Here is a 23,569-nt window from a genome sequence, read left to right on the forward strand (position 1 = left end):
GCGCCTGCGGCCCTTGCGTGCTTTTACTGCGGGAGGCAGAGCATCAATACGACTGAGTCGCGAAGCCGAGCATCTGCCACGCGATGGCGCACGGCATGAGGAGGTCGAAGTACCGCGTCGTGAGGCGCACATCCTCGTCGTGGTCTATGAGGTCGTCGCGCGTGTAGCTTCTCAGCTCGCGATGAGGTCGGGTCGCTCAGCTCCAGCATGCCGTCCTCCATCGCTTTGCGCAGGTCCATGAGCATGTGCAGCTTGGTCGCCGCGTAGCGGCCCCGGATAAGCCGACTAGGCTATAAAGGATACCGATTTGCACGGTGCACGAAATCGTTGCTCGGATTCAAATGGACGGGCGGCAAACCCTCCGGCTCACTTTGAGACTAACACGCCCAGCCAGGCCGGAACGCCTTCCAAAGGGCAAACAACGGGCATGGCCAGAAACGCCACCAGCGCAGAAACGGCAGTCGCCGCAGCGATCATCGATCCTTTCAACATAACATCTCTCCGATCGAGAGGCTTACTATCGTGTCCCGCCTTTGACACACCGACATGCGGGTATTTCTAAATCGACGCGCCGCCGTTTATCTCCTCGCGGAATGTCTCTAGCAGCCTTGTAACGAGAGAGGAGGCGACTATCACGCGCCCGTGTGCGACCTTCCGGGAACGGTCACGGCCCGGTGAGGTTGCTATCCCGAACAGGCATGGAGCGCAGCCATGGCATTCCCCAATAACGACGAGCCTCCCAGGGCAACAAGCGATGCGAAGCGCACCAAAACCACCCGCTGGGCTATCGCGGGCGTGGTCATCCTGGTGCTGTTTGGCCTCCTGCTGATCTCCCCCGGCCATAACACGCACGATAAGTCCGCCGAGAATCCGCCGCACCCCGCAACGCAAGCACAGCCCTAGGGATGAGCTGCGCCCCAAACGAAATCCGCCAGCCCGTTAGAGAGCTGGCGGCGAGCACGACTAGGGTCGAGAGCCTTCGGGGGGCAGTTCCCTAGCGCGCAATCCTACGGCCAGATGTCGCTGCAGCCGGACTTGGCGTACTTGATGTTCGCGTCGCCGCCCTCCGCGATCTTTTCGTGCCTACTCCCGTTGCGTCTGACATGCGCATTATCCGATTTGCTGTCGTTGTTGTGTGTGAAGGGATAACCGACGCGCTCCGCATGCGAGAAATGGGGTTTCACTTTCAACGATACTGAGCAGGCGAAGACGTGCATACCGGATAGCATTCGGTTTAGATCCCAATGCTGCTCCATCTTGCGCCGCTTACATCGCGACAATCAGCGCTGATTGCGTCAAAGACGGTGTTTGATGTAAAACGTTCCGAAAAGGCCGCTTCAATAAGTGCGCGCATTCTGAAAGAAAAAGGTCACCTCGGTAAGATCCAAGAATGGCGCCGGCGTTCATGCCGATACGCCACTGGGTCGATGAGGCGAGGCGTGCGCCAATCAATCTGCCGAAGCTCGCAGCTAAGATGGTCCCCACACAGTATAAGGCGATCCACGCTGCCGCTGCGGGATGTGACGCCATCGTGGCAACCGGCACTACGAGGCGTTCTTCGAGAGACTGCCGATCTAACTCCGCTTCGCCTTCAGCCCGATCTTCCAGGCGGCGGTCCAGAGCTGCTTCGGAGAGCTATATGAGACAAGCCGAGAGATTCCCCACCAAGCCACCCAAGGTCAAAGTAAGAACCTCGCTATAGTTAGACGTTCGAGCAAACCGCTTTTGAACCCCTGGTTGCAAATTTGTAGGTCACAAGGTTGTGACCAGGTTGCATCCGACGTACTCAAGAAGGGCATGATCAGAGAGTTTAATTCTGGCTCTGCGCCCCTCACCTAGGGCTCGTGTGAGTAACGCTGGATCTGGACTGCACTTGGCTGGTCCACTTCGCGACCATCATGACAAACGTGACGATCGCCCAAGCAGTGAACCCGAACAGGGCCGTAGCGATCAACTTCCTTCGCATTGGGCGTTTCTCTTGATGCCGAATACCGTCTTCGGATCGTCGGAACCTAGCTCGGATTGTACCGCGAGAAAAGGGACGCGGAGCTGCCGAGGGTGGCTCGACGGGCTCACGAGCCAGCCGCACCGCCCTTAGACGCTTGCGATTTTGATATGCCAGTACTGGCATGCCTTGGGGTCCAAGCTAGAAGCATCTAGCTGTCCCGCTGTACCAACTCGACGGTGATGCCCTCGGGACCCTCGAAGAGCCGCAGCTTTCGGTTGATGTAGTTCATCTCGTCGCTGAGCACCGTCACGCCACTATCCACGAGGTGTGCAGTGGTTGCCTCAAGGTCGTCGACGCGGAAGGCGAGATGATTGAAGCCTCGTCGTCGCAGGTTCGTTGGGTGCGCACCCGGATCGGCCCCTGGGGTGGGTTCAAACTCAAGAAGCTGAATCTCGAATTGTGGATCGGCTCCTTCGAGAGCGAGAGTGATGTGTTGCGCCTTCATGTCCGGCATGCCCATGTAGCGGGCAGGGAGTCCGCCGTCGATTATCGCGACGTGATCCTTTGTGAAGCCAAGAAGAGCGAAGAAGTCGATCGCCGGGCCAGCGTCTGCTACCGCAATCGTAATATGATCCGGATTGAGTATCATCATCACTCCGCGTCACTAGCGCCGCACATCTCCGCGCGCGAACCACCGGTATCCGGCTCACCGCTTTTGCAAGACTATCAGCTCGTCCCGCCACACGGTAGGCAAGGCTGGCTCGATGTTTCACTGCGCCGGTTCGTGCGCGAGGTCGCGGGCCAAGACCGGAAGTCGCCATCAGACCACGACCTGCGACCTACCCGCGCAGGAACGAGAAAACCATGCTAATGTTGTAGAGCGGCCGGGAGATGTGTGACTGCACGTCGAGTGTTCGTCCTGGGCGGATCGCACTGGCCATAGAATTTGACGCAGTCAAAGTCCGGCCTGATGCAAGTGCGAAACGCCCAACCCGAAGGAGTGTGCAATGCGTAAGAAAGTGTTGGCCATCCTAAGTGGCGTGGCAATCGTCGCATCGGTTCTCACGCTGGTGCCGGATGTGGCGGCGGCGAGAGGAGGAGGGGGCTTCAGGGGTGGTGGCGGATTTGGAGGTGGCGGATTTGGAGGCGGTGGCTTCCGGGGCGGCGGATTCGGCGGTGGTGGATTTAGAGCCGGGATGCCCGGCGGGTTTAGAGGCGGGTTCGTCGGTGGCGGGTTCAGGCGTGTGGGCTGGGCGGGTGGACGCTGGGCGGGTGGACGTTGGGTGGGTGGACGCTGGGCCGGAGGAGGCTGGGGATGGCGGCGGGGCTGGGGATGGGGCTTTCCTGTTGCGGTTGGCCTCGGTGGTTGGGGATGGGGCGGTGGCTGGGGTTATCCGTACGGTGGCTGGGGCGGGGGCTATCCGTATGGCTATGGTTGTGGTGGCTGGGGCGGGTACGGGTACGGGTGGAACGGCTGCTACCAGCCCTATGGCTGGTATTGATACGGAGCATGAGAGCCGGCGGGTTAGAAGTTTAGCCATGGGTTCACGCGAGGCGTAGCCCATGCAAGCTCAGCGGGACCTGCCGGCCCACGTTCGTTGCGAGCGTTGTATATTGCGAGTCTTTACGCAGAACCGGCGCATGTTGTGACCGTTCGAATGTTTTTTTTGGTGTTTTTAGCACCGAGTTTCCTCCAGAAACCTCTGGAGGAAACTCGGATGAAAGTTCCCATGAACTCAACGGTCGCCCCAGTGTGCAGCTTTTCCCATAGCCCGAAGTCGTAAAGTGCTGTCCTTAGGTTTTCGATGAACAATTCCTATACCCGCGAAATCGCAGCGGCACTCCTGATCGATGTTAACGGCAACGTGCTTCTGCAGCAGCGCGATAATATTCCCCACATCATTCAGCCCGGAAAAGTCGGCCTCTTCGGGGGGCACAGGGAAGGCGAGGAAACATTCTTGGAGTGTGTTGTCCGAGAGATCGCCGAAGAAATCAGCCAGCATATTCCTGCCGAACGATTTCAACATCTATTCAGCTTGGACGGAGCTGATCCGGAGCGATCTGGCGGTCACCTGAGAGGGGAATTTTTCGTTGCTTATGATGTTTCGACCGACGCCTTAGTGATTACCGAAGGCAAACTTTTGATAGTTCTTCCAGACGCCATTAGGAAAATGCAATCGAAGCTGACGCCAACAACTCTACAGGCAGTGAACGTCTTCATGAGCCGTCAAATCTCTCCGGCTGGCCGATGAGAGTGATCGTGGCGGCAACTATCTCGGATCTATCTATTGCGACCAATGAGCGGTAGATTCTGGTGTACCCTTCAGACTTCATAAATTTAGCTTGATCCAGGCCGGTGCGTGATCGCTGGCGTTGTCTTTGCCTCTTACGTCGCCATCCACGCCCGCTTCTACGAAGCGGGAAGTAACGGAATGGCTGAGAAGAAAGTGGTCAAGCCTGAGACCATGATCCTTTATCATGGCGATCTCGCCTGTACGTCCCTAAGGGCGTTGATGTAAAAAGCCCGCATCGCTGCGGGCTTCTTTTTTACCAACCACCGTATCCGCCTCTGCCGACGCCAACCCCCGGCCCACCATAGCCGCCCCCGCCGTAACCTGGGCCATATCCTCCGCCGTAACCTGGGCCACCGTAGCCGCCGCCTTGGCCATAGCCGCCCCCGCCATAACCTGAGCCACCATAGTTGCCGCCATGCGGAGCGTAACTATCGCTTCCTTGCTGACGATAGTAACCATGGCCAGATTGGCCATAGTGCCGGCTATGGCGGTGGCCATCGTGCTGACGCCCAGAAGAATGTCGATAATGCCGATGTTGAGATTTACTGCCGGCTGACGTCTGGGAGACGTCGGTCAGGCCCTTTTGCTTGGCTGCGTTTGCAGCGGAAACACTGAACAGTACAGCCGCGCCAACTGTCATCGCTACAATCAACTTGTTCATAAGCCAACTCCCATTAACGTGTGGAAGGCTAATTAACACGGACGGTTTGCGTTCCGGCGCATCACCCAGAAATTTGCGCTAAGTAGCTGAATATCTGTTCATATTCGAATATGGAGGCGTACAGGGCGGTTCTGCGCAGAGTGCTCGGAATGACCCAGGCGCACGATATCGCCTGCGGCGCGTTGCGCGATCGGCGCTGGTTAGCCGGGAAAGATGCCAGGCAGCGCGATGGAGCGGGTGGTGTTGGTGCTGCCTGAACCAATCGATCACGCAATACTGAACTCGCAATCTCCGGCGCAAGAGTTACATTTCAAGTGTCGCACGTGGAGTATCGCGATGCTTAGCACCCCGAATGATCTAGCTGATCGGATGGCGGCGCGACGCCACATATCGCGGGCCGACCGCAGTTATTTTCCCGCGTCTCGTCTGATCGATATGAAAACTATGCTGCCAAATCCGTTTGCCGAGATCGGCGAGCAAAGACAGCCGCGCAAGCGTAAGGCCAGCGGAACCAAGAAGCCCGCTCGTCGCGAACTTTGACAAAATGTCGCTGGCGCGAGTGGAATCACCGACGAGATCTGCGGCGCAGAGAACAGCGCTCGAACTCCCTCATGGTACCTACGCCACACAGTCGGCGTCGAGAGTCGCAAGACCTGAAGGGAATAGAGGAACGACAATCGTCAGGAACGAGCGGATGCGGAGTGGTGTCTGAGTAACATGACAATCCGGAAGAAGAAAAAGTCCGGCATATGTCCGATCCTCACTGTTACCGTGGTCCCTTGAGTGCTTTGCGGACCGCGTCAAACGCTTTTTGCTCCTCCGGCTCCATTTGTTCGAACCAATGGCCGGGAGGATATTTCGCGATGCGCCGAGCAAAAAATGACGCCGGCTGCCACGGGTCGCTATTCGTCTTTTTGAAGATAATGACGCCGTCGCGCGTAAAATATGACGGGCCGGCGATCTCGCAACTTACCGAAATCTGTAGCCGCCAAACATCCTCCTTGGGGGCCTCCTTGGGTAGAACGACGTAGTCGAGAGATACAGGATCGCCTATTGTGCAGCGTCCTTTCTTCAGAAGATCGCCTAGTCCACCCTGCGCCGTAACAACAAAGTCGTAGCTGGACGTGTCATGTAAAAAGGCAACGTTAGGCTGCGGGTATTCGTCTGCCATCTCTCTGGCAATGAGGGACAACGCGAACGGTTGCCAACCGAGTTGCATTGTCTTCGCGTAAGACGGGCCGAGTGACATGTCGCCCTTGGCCGATATATTCCAAGAGATTGTATATGCGTCGTCAGACTTGTCGCCTTGGCTTCTAGCCCACGAAAAGACCACGGGGGTTTCAGAGTCATGTTTCTGACCGACTTCCCAACCTCTCGGGACAAAATGGGCAATCTTGGCCGCGCGGGACAGTATATCGTCTATCGTCGCTCCATCTTGCGCTCGCCACGTGGTCTTGACGCGTTTTATCAACACGTCATCTTCGGCGTATGCACGATCAAAAATTGCACCTGTTATGGCGAACGTAGCAAAGAGTAACAGCCAACGATGAATCATGGGATTTTTGCGCCCAGCGAGTTGCAATCAATCTGACCGTGCCTCATCCCCGCTAGCAGAATTAAGATGACAATGAGTCGACGGGGATAACAGGAGAGAAGGCAAACCCCAGCACAGAGAATGCCAGTAATCGCTCAGCATTTAGATGCCCAAACGTCGGACGCAAGCCAAGCGGCCCAACCGTAAGAATGAACAGGACGAGTAAGAGTATCTAAGCCGTTGCTCAGTGCTGACACCACTATCGAGTGCTTAACGACACACCTATGGTATGCGCCTTGGCTGCCGTTGCGCCTGGTGTTCGTTTCAACATTTTTGCAATCTTCGCTACGCCTGCCTTCTGCTTCGCAAGCGCCTTAAGAGTGCGAACGTCGTCCTTCGTCCACTCGCGGCGAACAGCTTTTTTCTTCGTGGGCAAATCTTCATTCCTTCAATCGCAAAACGCGCGGTTTAGCAGATCGCGCGTTTTGCGCAAGGTAACGACGCGTGTCTCGCGCGAGCTAGTTAGCTAACAAGAATTTGATAAAATGGCGCGGTGGAGAGATCTCGTCTCCTTAAGTGCGATCAGGTTGCTTTTGGTCAACGGAAGTCTCAGCCGTCCTGTTGGTGAAGCTGGAGGCTTCGCCAACGGGTACTTTGGCGAATGTGGGCGATAATGGTTCTATGGCTTCTTCACTGACTGTTAGGAGTTACGCCGGGTTGTATGGCGATGTTGATTCGTTCTTTGAGAACGGAACAAAGTCAGAGGGTGAACGAGCATGTCCAGTGCAAGCGAGAAAGCGAGCGCAACGCAGCACTCTCGTCCAGCAAGGTCGTCCGGCCAATCCAGGATGGCGCTGGCTTCCCGCGAGCGACACGCGCGCAACGAAAAGGCAGGTCCGGTTGGTTCGACCGGACCTGCCAAGCATTCACGAGCACTGCGATCTGGGTCATTTTTTGAATGACGGATCGCTCTTTGCGTCTACGCGCGCTTTCCACTCGAGGGAGTAGTATTCGCCGCGATCGCGCGCCCACGGATCGAACGTATTGATCACGTGCCTGAGCTCGGGCTCTAGCTCGGGGGCGTTGCGTAGCAGGATGCGCTTAAGCGGAGCGACCTCCTGTTCGTGGCCGTTCGGCTCGCCTTGCTCCATCCGCTTGCCACCCGGGCCGTTATTATTGACCCAATCGAGCCCGAAGGTCGTGTAGAACTCTGGGCGGTAGCTCGACGTGAAGAACCGGTCGCTAAATAAGCGGCGCGAGGCGTTCAGGATGAACAGATGGAACTGAGTTTCTGAAATGGCGGAGCCATGCGGGCGGGTCGTCTCGGCGAGCCATCCGACCACCATGTCGACGTCCTCGATGTTGTCGACCTCGCTACCATTCGCATTGCCGAGGCAGTCGTTGATCGGCGAGCCGTCGGGATTGCGCTGCGCTGAGGTGATCTGCTTGCTCACGTCGCACTTGTGCGTGCCGTAGATCGCCCGCAGAGAATCCACTAGTTCTCGCTGAAGCTTTTTGTCCGCCTCGGAGACATCAGGTCGTTTGTCGATGAAGTCCTCAAAGCTGGTCAACTGGCGCAGGCCGATCTGCCGCCGCAGTTCATTGAAGCGTGGCAGGCCACGCTCGCGGTCGCGGATGAGATCGAGGGCGGCAACGTCGATCTTGGTGTCGAGGCGCGGGGGAAGATCGAGATTCTGCATGAACTGGGGATGATTGCGCAAGAACAGCAGACCGAGGCGCTGGCGGCCCATCGTCAGGGCCCAGTTTGCCAGTCCGCCGTCGTGCATCCGGGCGGTCGCCTTGCCGCGGAAGGTGTCGATGACCGCCACCTTCTTACGGATCTGGTTCGGGTCGTTCTCAATCTGGCGGAATTCGAGCAGGTCCGGTACGAGGGGGTGCAAGCGGTAGACCGTCGGAAACTCCTCCGGAAAGTTGAACGGTGACCCAAAATGGCTGGTGCCTCCGTTCACGATCTTCGGGTCCCACTTTCCCGTACTCTCGTCGACCAGTTTCTTGTTCGCGCCGGTCGCGATGATCCCAGGTCCCGACGACACCGCCGATGCGAGCACGTTGGCGTCCCTGGGGTCGCTTGACGCCCTGAACTTGTCGCGGATGCGCTCGACGATCCGGTTCATCACCGGGTATTTGTCCTGATCGATAAGGCCGGACCAGTTGGAGTTCATCGCCCGGTATAGCGGTTCGTTATAGAGAAGCTGCGTCGTCCATTCGATTGTGTGGATCTTCGCGATCTCGGCCGACACCACGAGCCGCGCCACTTGGAAGAGCTCCTCGGGCGTGACTTGCGAATAGGTGATGACCTGCCGCGGATTGGCGGGGTTGCGCAGACCCGAATCGGCGTTCGGCGTGAGTGCCGCTTGCTTGCGAAATTCATCCACGAAGCTGTTGTGCTCGCGCACGAACAGATTGTGATAGAAGCTCATGCCGATGGACCAGTTGTCCGGAAAGGCCGTAGCTTCCTGGCCGGCCCATTCGGGCTGAATCGGGTCGCACTGTCCGGTCGTCGCCCCAGGCGGGCATGCACTCCCGAACACAGGCAAATACCCAAGTTTCTCACCGGTGTGACCTGGCCGCATGTCGAACTTCGCGCGATCCGCCGCATCACGCTTGACGCGCCGCTCCGAGCGCTCGTCGTAGCCATAGATCTGCGACGCGTCCCACCAGGCCGTGACGTTGTTGCGCGTCGTCTTGTAGGACCGCGCGGGTCGTTCGGTCCCAGTCTCCGCGGCCTTGAACGTTGCGGGAGCGGTGGAGTCGGCGATCAGTGCCGCGTCCATCTTGTCGCCGGGGCGGCAGCCGAGTTGGACTGCCTCCGGCGTCGCGCAGCCGAGGCTCGTCATGATGTGCGACTGGTCGTTCCGCGAATCGTCGAGGTGTGAGAACCAGTCGTGCGTCATGAATTGGATCCAGAAGGCAGCGAGCACATTGAAGGACGGCGCCTTGCGGTACGGGCAGTCGGCGTCGACTGAATCGGACGCACCATGCCCTTGATTGCAATTCCGCGCCCCGGTCTGGTCGCGCGTGAACAGCTTGCGGCTAATCAGCTGCGGATCTGGCTTTAGCAGCCCGAGCCGGTCGCCGTGCCGATTCTTGGCGAGCTCGTTAGCGCCAATATCAGGAAACGTGCTTTCGAACTCCACGTTGCGGGCGAAAAGCTGCCCGCTGGCTCCCATTGCGGGATTCTCGATGTCGTTGCAGATGCCGGTCAGTGTGCGATGGCGGATCAAGTCTCCGTCGCAGCGCTGTGGTCCATTGCCGCCGACGCTGGCGAAGCTTGGATGCGTCGGCTCGAGCCGCATCTCGCTCCACTTTTTTAGCACCGGCCCGGTGGGAGAACCGGCATATTGCGCAAAGGTCTTATTGTCGAACAAATTGAATTTAATCAGCTCCATCCGCTGATATTCGAGATCGATCAAGGCGCCGGTGATGCCGCGTTGGTCGCGGACATCGAGCATCGATCTCTTCGAGGCGGTGCCGAAATAGTTCGACCAGTCAACCCACGGGGTCGGCCGTTGTTGAACCGCACTTGATCCGCCGCGGCACATCAGGCGGTTCGTCTCCGCGACCTTCCCCTGGAAGCGCTCGCTGCGTTGCGTCGCGATCGGGCGGAGAGGCTTCTCCTCATCAAGGCTTTGCAGGCCGAGGGCGATGCACGCCCGCAGGACCCCAAGATCATCCAGCTTATTTTCCTGCGCAGGCGCTGGTGTTCCCGCGCTCGCAACCATCGCGGTCGCGCAGATGATGCTTCCGATAACGAGATATGACCGGCGCATATTTTTTCTCCTACCGGGCCCCGATGCAAACAGCGACTGTCTGCCAACGACGGTACCGTCATATCCGAGCCCGCGCAACTTCTCGAACAGCAACTGCGTCGACCGGCGTTCTCGCTTCGGCAAGCTTTTGTTTACCGCGCTAGGCTTGCGATACCGAAGTTCTTGCTCAAGTCCGAAGACCGTGAGAACTTAGTGCATGATTTTATAAGAGAGGATAGATCATGTGGAGAGCATTGATCTCGATCATTGCGATTGCTGGCGCGTCATCGAGCGTTGCTGCGCAGACTGTCACCGACCCTGCCGAGGTTGTATCGCATCTCAAGCTCTGGTCGCAGGAGACGGGCGACCCGGTCTACTATGGCGAGGTTAGAGACGTCGATGCGCGCTCCAAGCGGGTCGGCGGCCATTACCAATGCCTGGCGCTCGCGTTTATCAAGTATGATGGCGGCGTACTGCAATATGCCCACAAGATGTGGTCTAAATCGCGAGACGGATCGTGCCATTATGATGATGTGACGTCGCGCAAGGTCGGCAATCATGGCGCGTGCGTGAAGGACTCTAATGCAGGTTTAGGGAAAGCGGTCGGCACAGCGCGCATGACCAAGGACAACATCGATTATGAACATAGCACCTTCAGAACCGTCGATCTGAACACCCGTCGCGTCGGCGAAACCAAATCTTGCATACCGCCGAGGGGCGCTAGCGCCGGTCTCTATTCCATGAGAATCGTCAACGGCAGATTCCAAATCATTACCACTCGGCCTTTGGCCTATGAGGTGAACATAGAGCCTCAGGATCCACATAATCCACCAACCAAGCCGGTGTTCTAGACTCTGTGGATAAGCCGGAAGCCAAGTATAGAATATTTGATTCGGCCTGAAAGCATTACGCGCCCACCATGATCTAATTCTGGGATCTGCCCTTGTGCAATCGATCGGCACAAGCTTTTGTCTTCTGGCCACAGCAATTGGTGACGACGTCATGCCATTCCTCGAAGCGCTCGATGCTCTGCCCGCAAACGATCCCGCCCGCACCGAACTGTTCTATCAGTGGCTCAGACGCGACTGGAGGGCGCTGTTCAGTGAGTTGCGCGAGCACCGACCGGTCATGACACTACCGCCCTTCACGGTTCTGGCGCGTTGGTCGGATGTCGTGGATACGCTTTCCCGCAACGAGACGTTCCGCGTGCCTTACGCGCCGCATATGGACGACTCAGTCGGTCCGTTCATGCTGGCCCGCGACGGAGCGGTGGAGAATTGGCGCGACAAATCAGTGATGCGCGCGCTGCTCCGTTGGGAGGACGTGCCGGCAATCCGTGCTCTAGCGGCAGGCACGGCGGCCGAAGCCCTCGCCGCCGTGCCGCCGCCTACGGTTGACGTCGTGCAGACCGTCTCCCGGCTCGTGCCGCTGCGCGTCGTGCAGCAAAGCTTCGGTTTCCCGGGGCCGGACGATGCGCACATGTTGCGCTGGTCGTGGGCGACGCAGGCCGATATGTTCCACAACCCGACAAACGACCGCTCCCTGCTTGATGCCTGCAACGCGGCCGGTGCCGAGATGCGGACATGGATTCGTTCGTTTCTTGTCGAACGTGAGCCTTGGAGCGACGCGCAAGGCGAGGATAGCGTCTCGCGTTTGCTGCGAATGACCGCGCGCGATCTCTCTGGCCTCGATACTGAGCAGGTGGTGAGCAACATCTGTGGCCTGCTGGTCGGCGCGATCGAAACGACGTCGCAAGCTATCGTTAACGCCACCGAGCAGATCCTGTTGCGTCACGACGTTACCGTGCGCGCGATCGAAGCGGCTCGATCCTCGGATGACGCAGCATTCGACGCAATCGTCTGGGAAGCGCTGCGGTTTAACCCGATGACCACCTTCGTCGCCCGCGTCGCTGCCGGACGGGCGGTGCTCGCCCCGGGCAGCCCGCACGAGACCACAGTGGCGGCCGGGTCGGTTATTGCGGTCGGCATTGGCTCGGCCATGTTCGATCCAGGTGTTTTCCCCGAGCCGAACGAATTTCGCGTCCGCCGCCGCACATCTTATCTGCATACGGGCTTCGGACCGCACGAATGCCTCGGCCAATTCGTCGCTTATGCTATCATTCCGGAGACGATCCGGCAGATTCTCCTGCTGCCTGGCGTTCGGCTGATCGAGGGCGATGCCGGGCACGTCGACATGGCCGGCGGCCCTTTCGCCGAGCATTTCGTCATCGGACACGGGGCAGGCGCGTAGGATTAAACGGGGCGCGAGCCCTCAGCGGGAGCTGCATGCACGGTGAAATACCGTTTCGATTCGGTGAACTCTGCTCTCTTTGCGGCCGCACGTTCCGACTGAGCTCCGTGCAACGCGGCCGTCGCCAGCTGCGATGATCAGCGCGTCACAGCTGCTGGTTGGACGTTTTGCTCGTACGTCGGTCTAATTGTCGATTAGAAGATCATTCTGTCGTAACGAATCGAATTGTGGCTTTCAGTGGTGGAGCGGGAGGGGAAAGTGATTACGAAACGTGGGGTGAAGACCGGAATCGGTATCGTCGCGGTCGTGATCGTTGCCGTGTCGCTTATTGGCTTCAAGCTTTACCGAGATAAGCTGACCGTCAGCTTGCCAGACTACGCGCCCATTAAAAAAGCCGTGTGGCTCGATCAAGGCTGGGACCAGAATCAACGTGAAAAATTTCATCACGCCGATCAGGGAACCCAGACGCTCAACATACCCTATGAGTGGTTCATCGCGCTGGAGCAGCCGCGGTTGTCGCTCGTGGGCGATGTCGGTCGCTTAAGCGATCCGGCTTATCTCGACCGATATGGATTCATCCCAGGTGCTACCAGGGGTGGCGAGAACCAGTTACCGGTAGGTTTTGCACGAGCAGGGACGATGCGCACGGCGGCAGGGCAGCCGTGGCTCAACCCACGAACCAAAGAGCCCATGACACGGCTCGGGTTTACTTGCGCCGCCTGCCACACCGGCCGGCTTGCCTATCGCGGCACGACCGTACTCATAGAGGGTGGCCCGGCTCTGACCGACCTCGGCAAGTTCCGACAAGGACTCGGGATTTCGGTTTTGCTTACGAAGCTCTCTTCCGGCCGCTTTCTGAGTTTTTTCTCCGACCGCTTCGATCGGTTTGCGAAAAATGTTCTCGGGGAGGACGCTAGTAAGGAAGACAAGGCGGAATTGCGTCAACAGCTGACCGCAGTGTGGGACCAGCTCGATGTCATCAGGAAGCTCGACAAGAAAGTCGCTGAGACGAGCGTTGACGAAGGCTATGGCCGTCTTGACGCCTTGAACCGCATCGGGAACCAGGTGTTTGGGCTCTCCCTGGGTTCTGAAGCCAGAGAAAAGAACTACGCCGCCACCACGGCGCCAGTGAACTTCCCTCACATCTGGACCACTCCCTGGTTCGATTGGGTGCAGTACAACGCGTCGATTATGCAGCCGATGGTGCGCAACGCAGGCGAGGCGATGGGGGTTTCTGCGTTGATCAATCTAACCGACCCCGGGAAAGGATTGTTCAGTTCCGAGGTTCAGGTGAAGGCGCTTGCCAACATTGAGAAGTCAATCGCGGGGAATCAGCCAAGCGAAACGAACGGCTTCACGGGGCTGACTGCGCCGAAATGGCCAGAGGAGATTCTGGGACCCATCGACACCGCACTCGCCGCGAGAGGCGGGGCACTTTATGACGATTTATGCAAGGGTTGCCATCTGCCGCCGGTTGGTACCAAGGCATTCTGGGACTCGAAGGCGTGGTTACCACCAAACAATTTTAACCAGCGCTATCTTGAAATTAAATCAAAGACGATCGCCGACCTCGGTACCGATCCAGCGCAGGCGGAGGACATGAGGAATCGGAAGGTGGTGATTCCGGACAGTTTAGGAATCGCCACAAACGAGTTTGGACCAGCCCTCGGCCAAGTGGTCGAGAAGGTAGTGACTCATTGGTATGACGCTCACAACGTTTCCGAATCCGAGCGTCCCGAGTTGAATGGGTTTCGGCCAAACTTGATCCAACATCCGCTCGCCTACAAGATGCGGCCACTTAACGGAGTGTGGGCAACGCCGCCTTTCATTCATAACGGCGCTGTCCCAAATATCTACGCGCTACTTTCACCGGTTTCGGAGCGGCCAAAGACCTTCTACCTGGGTCGGCGTGAGTACGATCCCGTCTGCATGGGCTATCAGATAACGGCATCGGCCGCGCCTGAGGACAATCTTGACCTGCGTTGCCTCGGCTCAAAAACCGATCCGGAAGCGGGACGGTTCACTGGCGGTTTCAAGCTGGATACAGCGCTGCGAGGCAACCGCAATACTGGCCATGAGTTCAATGATGGGCCACATGCGAATGGTGTAATCGGACGCAAGCTTACGCCAGACGAGCGGCGGGCACTGATTGAATTTTTAAAGACGATATGAGCCGTCGCCGATGCAGGGCGGCGGCAGTGCCAGGCTGGTGGCGCGTGCGGAGCAACTTCATAGGCGGCCGCGCTCCGCGCGCAGGCCGTCAACTTAGCCAGCACTTCAGCGGCTTTTCCGCAGATTTCGTGGAAATGCCGGTCCGCTCGAGGCCCTAAATCTCCCTAGGGCTACGGGAGGACTTGACGGCGCATGTGTTCGATTTTGGCTCAGGGTGGTCAAGGTTTAGCGCCGAAGAGCTTGATAGCCTCTAGCATCGACTGCCCATATTCCTCTGCAAAATTGTGGATCGCTTGACGAACTTGCTCCACCGACCAGCCATTTCGCCACAGCGACGGATCTTCAATGATCTTGTTTTTCCAAAACCTGAACTTGTGGTCGATATCTGCCTGATTGTTGTCGGCGGACATGTCAACGACGAGTACTAGAGCGTCAGGTACCCCTCTCGCTTTAGATGGCGACCAACCGACAAGGAACGGACCTTCTCCCTCAAAGTTTACGTGTTGCTTCTGCGCGTCTGAAATGGCGAGCTGTGAGGCCACAAGATCGTAATGATCCAGGACAAACTCGCAGTCATCAGCCTTTGCCTCGCTGGCCTGAGGATCATCCAACGGCCAGATCGTCACCATCTGATCTACGACTGGAACACTCGAAGTTTCGCTTCGCGGAAAAAAGGCAACGAAGGCCTTGCAGACCATCAGAAGCTTGGCACGGCTTGCTGCAGTAGGCTTTGAGTGTAGTACGAGTAAGCCATAGGCTCCTGCATCCGACGGCGGTATCTCTTGTGCCCGCAGATATGCTCGGACAGGCTGTAACGGCCTATGCGATGCAGAGTCACCACGTTCGCCGATTGAGGGGCTTGGACGACTCATGGTAGGTGCGGAGCGGGGTCTATAACCTACATTTCCGTTGGTAGCACCGCCACCGCCACCGGTGCCGTTGCGGTAGCTGGACCGGCCAGAGCCGGCATTTCCTGAATGTCCAGGCCCGGACTCTCCAACGAAGCGTCCCGATCTGCCTTTGCGTTTCTTCTTATGACTGCCGGCCCCTTCCGGTGACGAGTTGCGGAACGAATTAACCTTTGTTCGAGCAGAGTCGGAGCCATAGCTTTGGTCACAATTTCGGTCTCGCGGATCGCAATCAGCACGAGCGCTGGCCAAGTTGAGGCACAGAGCCAAAGCAGCAAAGCAAGTGAAGCGAATGAGCAATTTGGCCATGTCATTTCTCCTTCCTGATTGCGCCAAGAAGAAAGCTAAAAATCGTGCCCATGACCGTGCAAAACAGCGTCACTGTCACGACGAGAAAGATCGTTCCCGAACTAGTGTCCGGTCTAACCCACCACGTCAGGGCCACTGCAAGTAAGAAGCCGACTGCGGTGGATAGGCCAAAGCTCTTCACCCTCGTATCTCCCTCAGAGCGAGCGGATTAACTCCTCCGCAGTTTTCGATAGAGTTTGCATCCGCTGAGCCGGAGGAGGCAAGGCAGATTTGAGGTCGAATGGAAAGCTGCGACGAGGCCCGATCGGAATTTTGCCTGGGTCTTATCGAAGAATGCGCCTGTGCTGACGCTCGATCAAGATCCTCTCGGCCCGGCCGAGAACGTCGGCAGGATCAGATTACCCCGAGGAAACGCAACCCAGAAAGGGATCACTATGCCAGACCTGAAACGGAGCGCGTTCGCAGTCGCAAGCTTCGCCCTGATGTGCGCCGCATTGCCTGTATCGGCGCAGGAAACCGTTCGTATCCGGGGTACGATTGAACATGTCGACGGGTCGATATTCGTGATCAAGAATCGCGACGGTGCGGAGGTGAAGCTGACCCTCACCGACAAACCGCTCTTTGTAGCAATCGTGAAGTCGACGATGACCGAGATCAAGCCCGGCATGTTCGTCGGCTCAACCGGAATGACGCAAGCAGACGGCAGCCAAAGGGCGATCGAGGTGCACATCTTCCCGGAATCGATGCGGGGAACAGGCGAAGGCCACTATGACTGGGACCTCAAGCCGCAGAGTAAAATGACCAACGCGAATGTTGAGCAGACTGTCGCCGGGGTTGATGGACAGATACTTTCCGTCAAGTACAAGGGCATAGAGAAGAAGATTCTTGTTACCCCCGACACTGCGATCGTCACCTTCGTCACTGGTGACAGGAGCGACCTTAAACCGGGGACCAAGATCTTTGTCGCAGCGAAAAAGCAATCTGATGGAACCTTGCAAGCTCCACGCATTACGTATGGCAAAGACGGATTGGCGCCGCCGATGTGAATACGGCGCCGTCGATACAATCGAATCTGCGTGCGATTAACCGGAGAATTGAAGATCTCGGACGCGATGCCTCGCTCACATCAGCTCATTCCCGGCATTTCTGACCGCAAAGCCTGACCGTGACTTTCGCGCTGCCCCGATTGTTGTTCGGGCCATAGAAAGACGAGTAAATCCACGGCAGACCAATCACCGCATCGTTTACGTAGAGGAATAGCTCTCCACTGCGCTGAGCCCTGATCGTATCCCTGAACGACACCGGCGTACTGCCTCTGACCTTCACAGGGTCGAGGAAATATTCATCTACACCTTTCTCGCCGATCCTGGCGATGAGCCTGAACCACGGCCGGAAAAGAACGCGCCTGAGAAGGATAGCGCTCCTGGATGCCCATTCCTGCACGCCTTCCAATGTCGAGGTCCGGAAACCGACCGGCGTGGTCGGGATCTTATCGTCGGCCCAGGGGGCATCGATCATGACAACAATCTCGTATAGATACCCCGCCTTGACTGCCAGCCCGGTCGGCGCACAGAACGTGTCGGTCGAGAAATCCTTGGCGGGCTGCGGGATGCCGAGGTTCACAGCCTTCAACTCCGCCTTTGCAGACCCCGCGCAGAAGGCCCCAGCCGAGTCCGCAATGTTGAACACCAGATGGCTGAGAGCTGTCGCAACGATCCACACAATCGCCAAGGCGAAGAAAGCCGGCAGCACATGCCGCCTGCCGACTCGGATGACCCATCGGTAGATGCGCAGGTTGCGAAACCAGTAAATGACTTTGTGGACCAGGCTGTCTGGCAAGATTGATTGGCTGCCACGCGACTGCCAGATCACTCGCATCCCATCGTGAATCTTGCCGCTCAGGGATGAACCGAGGCCCATGAACAGCGCGATCGCGGCAATTCCTGCCAGGAGCCACTCCGGATTGGTCGCATACCAGTCGGTCCACCAATGGACCGATCTCGGCAGGGACGACTCGAAAAACCTGACAATCTCCGAAACTAGCCGAACGCTTGATGTGAACTCATGCTCGGGGCGAAGATGGTGAAAGAGCCAGAACGCGGCCAGGTGGAACGATGCTGCAAGAGTGGCAAAATAGGCAAGACGCCGAAGCCAGACGTAATTCCACAGCCGTTCCTGCTGAACATGACGCGCCGCGGCCTGCGCAGGCGTCTCGAACGTCGTTGCACCAAGCGGCTGCACGGTGCCATCGCCGAGCAAGACAACATACTCCGATGGCAGGCCAATCGGCGCGTAAGCATTGGCGCCGCTGTCGATGCGACCGAAGACACTTTCATGAATCTTGGGCATGGGGATGCTAACCCCTACCGACGGATCGTTGCACAGGTCGAAGACCTTGCGCGGACCATAGCGATAATAGGAGCCGAGACCGGCACGCGAATCATACAGGCGCCCGTCCTTGTCTTGCGATGAGGCCATCGCGATTAAGGCGTCCGGATCGGCCGTCGGCGCGGACTTGAACGACAGCCCGTACTTCTGCGCTTCCTGGATCAGCCAGTAGAGCGGGACGAACGCGAGTGCGTCGTCCGGATAACCGCCCCCGACATTGGCATGCATCCCGGTAAACCAGGCCTGGACCAGACGTTCCCCGGCGATACTTTCCGGCACAGGCGACACCGATTTTCCGGGCGGCTGTTCGGTCCAAAGGACCGGGTGGAACGTGGTCCTTTCATCGTCGAGTGCCAGGGCGTGTCGTGCGAACTTTACTTTGTCGCTGAGCACCCGGTTCGGCAGTTCGAGCGGCCAGACCCAATTGCTTATGCCCCGCGTCATCTCGTCGATCGGCAAGCCGTAGGCTGCCACCGTGTCCCACAACCCGAGGAATTCCAAGGACGGGACCGGGGTAAATATGATCTTGGAATAAGACTGGCGTCCGCGAAGCTTGTCACAGATCGGCACCAGCACGTAGTCTCGAAATAATCTGAACGGAACCTCTATGCGCCAGATCGAGTGATAATTCTTGGCGCGGTAGGCTCGATACGCTTTGAGGGCGCCATTATGCAGCTCGGCACCGGTGTTCGCCTGGACAAGACCTTGGTCGAGCACCAGGGCCGCAAGCACGCGGGCAGTGAACGCCCCGCGGCTGAAGCCGAATAGATAGATCTTGGAAGGCGGCAACGTATCATAGTTGCGGCAGATGAACTCGTACGCATCCAGGATATTACGCTTGAGCCCGTAACCGAACACACCTCCCAGTATCGCCAGCGGCAAGAACGATGACGTTCCCACGCCGTCATCGTATTTCGCGGCCTGCTTGTTGCTCCGCAGGTCCAACGCTTGGAAGACGCGCCAGACATTGGTACGCCACACGCTCGACGCCGCATTGCCCGTGCCATCGGACAGGATTACGATTTTCTCTGCTGCCACTCCGCCCCCTAGGACGCTGCGAAAATACAACGAATGGCGTTGTTGAGCCAGAGACGTCCGCGAAGCACTCGAACGCGCTAGCGCCTAAAAAGCCAGATGGTGTGCGAGACATTAATACCTAGCCAAAATACCTAGCCAAGCGGACCGCGACCTGAGCCTTCATTGGACAGATGACCTTAAGTCATCATCGATGCAGTCAAATGCGAAGGCCAAGGGTTATTTCCATCGCTCGGGCTACCCTCGATGTTGCCGCGATCGTTACCTATATGTGTTCTCGGCAGAGCCATGAATAAGTACCTAGCAACTTTGTTCGCTGTGAGTCTTGGAACTGCGGCAATGGCCGGCGGAAACGGCGACTCGGTTGCTCAAAAGGCAACAAGGAATAGCGAGGCCACAGGTTTGGCACGGATTTCGGTGCAGAAGGGCCCTATCAAGCTTGGCTCCGAGCCGACCCATATTCCACTCGGCGATCGCCCTCTTGCGGATATCAGCGCAGATATAGGAAACGCCGCGAGGGTGTACCTTGTCCTGGAGCATGTCCGCTTTGACCAGCCACCCGGTATTCTGTTCGAGGTGCTCATCGGAGATGAAAGTGCGCCGGGTTCTTACGAGCGTGTTGGTCGCTTCAATCTTTTTGAAACTCGAGAACTTCTAAGTTTTGATATAACAGAGCGATTTCGGTCTCTGGTTGCGTCAGACTCGCGGGGCATACTTGTCGTGACGATACGGCCTGCGGTCGGAGCGCGATCCGAGGCTGCAGCGCCTGGCTCCCCCGAGTGGTCTCGTTTGCATGCCCTTTTGGAGCAGGCTGCCGTTTCTATTGGCGTGATCAGGCTGGACGCCCGGTAATCTCGGGCGCGATGGGCACATCGGTTTGCGGGTGCGGTTAAGCTGTTGCTGCTCATAGTTGTTCGTGTACTCTCCTCCGGTGCAGCTTTGAGGAGGACGACCATGCCCGTGCTTTCACGCAGAAATTTCATTGCCAGCGGTGCGGCTCTTGCGACAATTCCGCTGCCGGCCTGGGTTCATCAAGCGCACGCACAACCAGCTACCGTCCTGACTCGGTACGAGGCGACAAGCCCGCAGGGACAGGAAATGCTGGAAAAATATGCCCGAGCCGTCGCTAAGATGATGGTTCAGACACCGGAGGCCAGTCCGTTATCTTGGCTGTTCCAATGGTACACGCACTCGGTCGATCCCACTAAGGGAATGGCGGCCGAGGTCGCACGGCTTTATTCCGGGGCGCCGCCGAACGATCCGAGCCGGCTTCTCGCGCTCGCGACGTGGAATACATGCCAACCGCATCAAGCGAACGGACTACCGCAGCAACAGCGAATGTTCCTCCCGTGGCATCGCATGTACGTCTATCTCTTCGAGCGGATCATTCAGAAACAGCTCAACGACGCCACCTTCACGCTGCCATATTGGGACTACACGACCGACGGAAAGAAGGCGATTCCTGAACAGTTTCGCAGACCGAATGATCCTTTGTACAAGGTGCTCTTCCGTGCAAATCGCAACGACGGCTCCATTCCTGGCACGGCCAATGTGAATGGAGGGCAGCCCATCGATCAGGATGCGGATGCGCCGTTAAATCTTGATGCGCTTGCCCGGCGGGATTTCGACATAAAAGGTGTTGCGCTCGGTTTCAGCGCTGATGTTGAGAGGGGGATTCACGGCGATGTCCACGTGCTCGTCGGAAACACTTCGAACATGGGCAGCGTGCCATGGGCCGCTCGGGACCCGATTTTCTGGCTCCATCACTGCAACATCGACCGTATGTGGTGGAGTTGGAATAAGGCGGGGCGAAAGAACCCGACCAGTACGAGCTGGCTCGACCAGAGTTTCGCGTTTGCCAACGAAAACAGCAGCCGGGTGGACCCGGTCAACCGTGATTTCGTGGAGCCCGAGGCGATCGAGAACGGTGCCTATACCTACGATCAGCCATTACCAGTTCCGCCGCTTCCGCCGACGCCCGCTGGAGCTATGGTTGCTGCTTTTGCTCCATCGATCATCGCCCAGCAAGCACAGCCCGGGCCTGTCAATCTGAGCGGGGCGGCGGTATCAGTGCCTCTCACGACGACTGCCGCGGTGCCGATGAGCGCGCAGATCGCGGCGGGCGGCCAAAACCAGCGCGTCTTCCTGGTCCTGCAAAATCTGCAGGCACACGCCCAGCCCGGAATCCGCTACAACGTCTATCTCGATCCGCCGTCTGGCGCTCCCTCCGGCCCGGCTTCGGGCCCCGTGGGTGCGATCAACTTCTTCGACGCCGTGGGACACGGCGAGCACGGCGGCATGGCACAGTCCGATAAGTTCTACAGCTTTGACGTGACGGGCAGGGTCACTGGCGCCGCGGCGGGCAATGGCACTCCTCCGACGGTGCGCATCGCGCCCGCGGGCGCGGCGGCAGAGGACGCGCGGCCAGCGGTCGGGTCGGTTGCCCTCGTACGGCAGTAGTCTAGGCTGGCCTGTCGGCGTGGCCCCCGGGAGCATGGCCAATGAACGACGACCGTATCGAGCAACTGATACTCATGTCGCGGCGCAGGTTACGCGCTCGGGGACCGTCCCTGTCGGCGGCCGCCAGGAGGGTTCTGCGCAAGCTGGACTCGCTGGCGGGTGCTGTGCACGAAACGGATCAGCTGTCTGAACTTCGCGCAGCCGTGACCCTGGCGAAGGGCGTTCGCTGCCGTGTCATCGATTCGATCCGCGGAGAGGGGCCCAAGCTGATTGAGGTGATCAGGCGCGACATTCCAGCTCTTCGGGCGGCATTCCCCGAGCTTGACTTGGTTCCGGTCGTTCATTACCGGCCTGCTTTGGCCCCTCGGCCTGCAGCGCTCTCTGGGGCCGTAGCTACGGATCCTGGAAGCGTAGGTTCGCTTTCTCTCAGGATCGTCGATAGGCTGACGGGACGCCCTGTTCAAGGCGCTCAAGTCGTGGCTCTTACGAATTTCGCGACTCGGGAAGGGCGGAATGGCGTATCCGACGAGGACGGACTGGCTCTGCTCGCGTTCGAGACCATGTCGGTGCGACTTGAGAGGCTATACGTATACCCGCCGCTCGCCGGATATTGGGGGCTTTTTCAATCCGAGTTCGTGCTCAACGATGGAGCGACCATCTCTCTGCAGCCGATCGATTTGACGCGCGCCGACAGCCTTAGACACTTCTTTCCGAGCGCTAAAGCTGACACTGGTGCCGGCGTCACGGTCGGAGTCATTGATGGTGGTGTCGGGCCTCATGCAGACCTAGTCTGTGAGGGCGACGCGGACAACGGCTCCGGGCACGGCACTCACGTGGCCGGAATCATTGCGAGCCGGGGCACGGCCCCGACGGGAGTTCGGGGCATTGCTCCGGGCGCTCGGATTCGAAGTTACCGGGCGTTCGGCTCAGCGGGCGGTCTTGCATCCAATTTCTCGGTTGCAAAGGCGATCGACGCCGCGGTTCGTGACGGCTGCGACATCCTCAACATGAGTTTCATCCTTGAAGATGGTGTTGAAGATCCGGCTGTGCGCACCGCGATTGAGGATGCACGCGAAGGCGGGGTGCTGCCGGTTGCAGCTACGGGGAACTCGTTTCGCCAAAGCGTGGGATTCCCGGCGCGCGACTCGCTCTGCCTTGCGGTTTCAGCGCTAGGCCGAAGAGGAACCTTTCCGGATGAGTCGGTCGAGGCGGCCGACGTGACGCCGCCGTTTGGTCTTGATTCCGACGACTATATCGCCGCGTTCTCCAACGCGGGCCTCGAGGTGGACCTCACAGCACCTGGGGCTGGCGTGGTCTCAACAGTGCCGGGCGGGTACGGAGTGTTGAGTGGGACCTCGATGGCCTGTCCGGTTGTTAGTGCAATGGCGGCACGGATGCTCGCTCGCAACACAGAAGTCCTCAGCATGCCTCGGAGGTCAGAGCGTTCGACGCGTCTCGCGCAGCTCGTGTTGGGCGCGGCGGCCTCGCTCGGCTTTCCTGCCGATCTGCAGGGGGCTGGGATACCGTATGAAGGAGGCGACGCGTAAGGTGGTCGTTTTTATTCTAAGGCAACGAGGCCCGGGGCCGCTACCCGATCAGGTGGTCGAAGTGGTGAAGAATCACCCTGGCCTTCAAATCATTGAACGTTCGACGAAGATGTTGCGGGTCGAGGGCACCAGCGAAGATTTGCAGGCTGTAACGGACGGGCAACTTGGGCTGCAAATTTCAGAGGAGCGGCAATATAGCCCCGTGAAGCCGTTCCAGGAATCTGCACGGCCTCCGAGACGCAAGCCTTGATCGTCACTTACGAGGTCAGTCGCCTTATCGCGAGACGGCATGC

Annotated in this window: 18 protein-coding genes and 1 pseudogene; 11 read left to right on the forward strand and 8 right to left on the reverse strand. The window is 58.4% G+C overall.

Annotation, left to right across the window (positions count from 1 at the left end; genetic code table 11):
* Positions 1-366: 366 nt before the first annotated feature.
* Positions 367-492, reverse strand: coding sequence for a hypothetical protein (locus ACZ5IL_RS09245; RefSeq protein WP_464596434.1), 126 nt, complete (start codon positions 490-492; stop codon positions 367-369).
* Between the two features lie 219 nt (positions 493-711).
* On the opposite strand from ACZ5IL_RS09245, the gene ACZ5IL_RS09250 reads away from it, so the two are divergent.
* Positions 712-903 (forward strand): hypothetical protein, encoded by a 192-nt coding sequence (locus ACZ5IL_RS09250; RefSeq protein WP_079448347.1) that lies wholly within the window; start codon positions 712-714, stop codon positions 901-903.
* A gap of 1,253 nt (positions 904-2,156) precedes the next feature.
* Here ACZ5IL_RS09250 and ACZ5IL_RS09255 read toward each other — a convergent pair.
* On the reverse strand, positions 2,157-2,597 hold the full coding sequence (locus ACZ5IL_RS09255) for a VOC family protein (protein WP_464596435.1): 441 nt from the start codon (positions 2,595-2,597) through the stop codon (positions 2,157-2,159).
* Positions 2,598-2,955: 358 nt separating this feature from the next.
* Here ACZ5IL_RS09255 and ACZ5IL_RS09260 point away from each other — a divergent pair, with 358 nt between their 5' ends.
* Entirely contained in the window at positions 2,956-3,450 is a 495-nt protein-coding gene (locus tag ACZ5IL_RS09260; RefSeq protein WP_464596437.1) for a hypothetical protein, read from the forward strand.
* 303 nt (positions 3,451-3,753) lie between these two features.
* Positions 3,754-4,200 (forward strand): NUDIX hydrolase, encoded by a 447-nt coding sequence (locus ACZ5IL_RS09265; protein ID WP_464596438.1) that lies wholly within the window; start codon positions 3,754-3,756, stop codon positions 4,198-4,200.
* A gap of 78 nt (positions 4,201-4,278) precedes the next feature.
* On the opposite strand, the pseudogene ACZ5IL_RS09270 reads toward ACZ5IL_RS09265, so the two are convergent.
* The 4 genes and pseudogenes from ACZ5IL_RS09270 to ACZ5IL_RS09285 all read right to left on the reverse strand — a co-directional run.
* Positions 4,279-4,422 (reverse strand): annotated as a pseudogene (locus tag ACZ5IL_RS09270) (exodeoxyribonuclease III); the annotation flags it as partial.
* Positions 4,423-4,495: 73 nt separating this feature from the next.
* The gene (locus ACZ5IL_RS09275) at positions 4,496-4,903 is read right to left on the reverse strand and encodes a hypothetical protein (RefSeq protein ID WP_464596439.1); all 408 of its coding nucleotides are present in this window, start codon (positions 4,901-4,903) and stop codon (positions 4,496-4,498) included.
* 766 nt (positions 4,904-5,669) lie between these two features.
* The gene (locus tag ACZ5IL_RS09280) at positions 5,670-6,458 is read right to left on the reverse strand and encodes a nodulate formation efficiency C protein (protein ID WP_464596440.1); all 789 of its coding nucleotides are present in this window, start codon (positions 6,456-6,458) and stop codon (positions 5,670-5,672) included.
* A gap of 926 nt (positions 6,459-7,384) precedes the next feature.
* Positions 7,385-10,228, reverse strand: coding sequence for a peroxidase family protein (locus ACZ5IL_RS09285; protein WP_464596441.1), 2,844 nt, complete (start codon positions 10,226-10,228; stop codon positions 7,385-7,387).
* 221 nt (positions 10,229-10,449) lie between these two features.
* On the opposite strand from ACZ5IL_RS09285, the gene ACZ5IL_RS09290 reads away from it, so the two are divergent.
* The 3 genes from ACZ5IL_RS09290 (at position 10,450) to ACZ5IL_RS09300 (ending at position 14,629) form a co-directional block, all read left to right on the forward strand.
* Complete coding sequence (locus tag ACZ5IL_RS09290; protein WP_464596443.1) at positions 10,450-11,058, forward strand: hypothetical protein; 609 nt, start codon at positions 10,450-10,452, stop codon at positions 11,056-11,058.
* Between the two features lie 151 nt (positions 11,059-11,209).
* Positions 11,210-12,457 (forward strand): cytochrome P450, encoded by a 1,248-nt coding sequence (locus tag ACZ5IL_RS09295; RefSeq protein ID WP_464596444.1) that lies wholly within the window; start codon positions 11,210-11,212, stop codon positions 12,455-12,457.
* Between the two features lie 306 nt (positions 12,458-12,763).
* Positions 12,764-14,629, forward strand: coding sequence for a di-heme-cytochrome C peroxidase (locus tag ACZ5IL_RS09300; RefSeq protein WP_464596446.1), 1,866 nt, complete (start codon positions 12,764-12,766; stop codon positions 14,627-14,629).
* Between the two features lie 218 nt (positions 14,630-14,847).
* Here the strand turns inward: ACZ5IL_RS09300 and ACZ5IL_RS09305 are convergent, their stop codons facing one another.
* On the reverse strand, positions 14,848-15,258 hold the full coding sequence (locus ACZ5IL_RS09305) for a hypothetical protein (RefSeq protein WP_464596447.1): 411 nt from the start codon (positions 15,256-15,258) through the stop codon (positions 14,848-14,850).
* A 929-nt stretch (positions 15,259-16,187) separates the two neighbouring features.
* Here ACZ5IL_RS09305 and ACZ5IL_RS09310 point away from each other — a divergent pair.
* On the forward strand, positions 16,188-16,892 hold the full coding sequence (locus tag ACZ5IL_RS09310; RefSeq protein WP_464596448.1) for a single stranded DNA-binding domain-containing protein: 705 nt from the start codon (positions 16,188-16,190) through the stop codon (positions 16,890-16,892).
* 85 nt (positions 16,893-16,977) lie between these two features.
* Here ACZ5IL_RS09310 and ACZ5IL_RS09315 read toward each other — a convergent pair whose 3' ends face one another.
* Positions 16,978-19,272 carry a DUF2235 domain-containing protein gene (locus tag ACZ5IL_RS09315; protein WP_464596449.1) on the reverse strand — a complete coding sequence of 765 codons (2,295 nt, stop codon included), beginning with the start codon at positions 19,270-19,272 and terminating at the stop codon, positions 16,978-16,980.
* A gap of 336 nt (positions 19,273-19,608) precedes the next feature.
* Between ACZ5IL_RS09315 and ACZ5IL_RS09320 the strand changes: the two genes are divergently transcribed.
* From ACZ5IL_RS09320 to ACZ5IL_RS09335, 4 genes are all read left to right on the forward strand, one after another.
* A complete protein-coding gene (locus tag ACZ5IL_RS09320) occupies positions 19,609-20,121 on the forward strand; it encodes a hypothetical protein (protein WP_464596450.1) in 513 nt (170 codons plus the stop codon).
* A 102-nt stretch (positions 20,122-20,223) separates the two neighbouring features.
* Positions 20,224-21,729, forward strand: a complete 1,506-nt coding sequence (locus ACZ5IL_RS09325; RefSeq protein ID WP_464596452.1) for a tyrosinase family protein — start codon at positions 20,224-20,226, stop codon at positions 21,727-21,729.
* 41 nt (positions 21,730-21,770) lie between these two features.
* Positions 21,771-23,276, forward strand: coding sequence for a S8 family peptidase (locus tag ACZ5IL_RS09330; RefSeq protein ID WP_464596453.1), 1,506 nt, complete (start codon positions 21,771-21,773; stop codon positions 23,274-23,276).
* On the forward strand, positions 23,257-23,526 hold the full coding sequence (locus ACZ5IL_RS09335; RefSeq protein ID WP_464596454.1) for a hypothetical protein: 270 nt from the start codon (positions 23,257-23,259) through the stop codon (positions 23,524-23,526). The genes ACZ5IL_RS09330 and ACZ5IL_RS09335 overlap by 20 nt, the downstream gene beginning before the upstream one ends.
* The last annotated feature ends 43 nt before the right edge of the window (positions 23,527-23,569 follow it).

Source organism: Nitrobacter sp. CN101 (assembly GCF_055390255.1).